Origin of the sequence: Streptomyces sp. NPDC007205 (genome assembly GCF_040634095.1) — a bacterium.
Lineage (GTDB): Bacteria > Actinomycetota > Actinomycetes > Streptomycetales > Streptomycetaceae > Streptomyces.
On sequence record NZ_JBEYEW010000169.1, the window covers coordinates 1 to 1,666 of the forward strand.

Annotated in this window: 2 protein-coding genes; both read right to left on the reverse strand. The window is 68.4% G+C overall.

The window, feature by feature from the left end; all coding sequences use genetic code 11:
- Positions 1-839: beta-ketoacyl synthase N-terminal-like domain-containing protein (locus tag ABZ624_RS42980; RefSeq protein WP_360101200.1), on the reverse strand; the 839-nt coding region annotated here is incomplete at its 3' end.
- A 74-nt stretch (positions 840-913) separates the two neighbouring features.
- Positions 914-1,666: phosphopantetheine-binding protein (locus ABZ624_RS42985; RefSeq protein ID WP_360101203.1), on the reverse strand; the 753-nt coding region annotated here is incomplete at its 5' end.

A 1,666-nucleotide genomic window follows, 5' to 3' on the forward strand; every position in this document is an offset into this window, starting at 1 on the left:
CGCTCCACCAACAACAGACCCACACCCTCCGACCAACCCGTACCATCCGCAGCCGAAGAGAACGACTTGCACCGGCCGTCCACGGAGAGACCACGGAGCCGGGAGAACTCGACGAAGGCGACCGGCGTCGACATCACCGTCGCGCCGCCTGCCAGAGCGAAGTCGCACTCGTTCCGCCGCAGCGCGTTGGCCGCCAGGTGCAATGCGACCAGGGAGGACGAGCACGCGGTGTCCACCGTGACCGCCGGCCCCTCCAGACCGTATGTGTAGGCCAGGCGCCCCGATGCGATGCTCCCCGCACTGCCGCTGAAGAGGTAGCCTTCGACGTCCTCGGGCGGAAGGTGGGGTCGGGACCCGTAGTCGCTGTACATCACGCCCGTGAAGACGCCCGTACGACTGCCCCTCAGCGTCTCGGGATCGACCCCGGCACTCTCGAACGCCTCCCACGCCGTCTGCAGCAACAGACGCTGCTGCGGATCCGCTGCCAGCGCCTCGCGCGGTGACATCCCGAAGAACTCCGGGTCGAACTCGTCGGCGTCGTAAAGGAATCCGCCATGACGGGTGTAGGAGGTGCCCGCCTGCGCCGGATCCGGGTCATAGAGCTCGTCCAGATTCCAGCCGCGGTTGACCGGGAACTCACCCACCGCGTCCACACCGTCCGCCACCAGCCGCCACAACTCGTCCGGAGAATTCACGCCTCCCGGATATCGGCAGGCCATGCCCACGATGGCGATCGGTTCATGCTGCTTGTCCTCGACGTCGCGCAGGCGCTTGCGCGCGTCGCGCGCATCGGCGATGGCCCGCTTGAGGTAGTCGCGGAGCTTTTCCTCGTCAGCCACGTTCTCTCAGCTTTCCCGGGATGGTGTGGTCAGGGATGCGGGTCGGGGTGCTGCCCCCGTGGGCGGGGACGCGGTCATTCCAAGTCGTCCAGGAGGGCGAAGAGCTCTTCGTCCGTCGCGGAGTCGAGGTCCTCGGACTCGTCGGGTTCGGCAGCACTGCCGGCCTTGGCTGCGAGTTCGAGAAGCTCCCGCAACCGGGCGGTGATCCGTTCGTGACCGGACTCCGCAGTTCCGTCGCCGCTGCGGAGCACCGCTTCGATACGGTCGAGCTCCGCCAGTACGGACACATCCGCCGACGATTCGTCGAGGTCCAACCGGTCCCACAGATGAGCCGCGAGGGCGTCAGGGGACGGGTGGTCGAAAACGAGGGTGGTGGGCAGCCGCAGTCCGGTCGCCGTGTTGAGCTGGTTGCGGAGTTCGACGGCGGTGAGCGAGTCGAAGCCCATTTCCTGCAAGGGCCGGTCGCCCGCGATTCCGCTCGCGTCGGCATGGCCGAGAACTCCGGCGACATGTGTGCGCACGAGATCGCTGAGCGCGCGCTGTTGCTCGGCGCGGGAGAGTCCTGTCAGGCGCTGAGCGAGCGACGTCTCCTCGACCGGTCCGCTCGCGGTGGCCGATCGCCGTCGGGGAGCGGTGGGCACGAGGCCGCGCAGGATTGCGGGTGTGGTGTCCGGGTTCTGGTTGCGCAGGGCGGTCGTGTCCAGCCTGGTGACGGCCAGCACCGCGTCACCCGTGGTGTGGGCGGCGTCGAACCAGGCCATCGCCTCCGACGAGGAGATCGGCGCGAGCCCCAGCCGGGCCAACCGCTTCAAATCCACCCCGGCCAG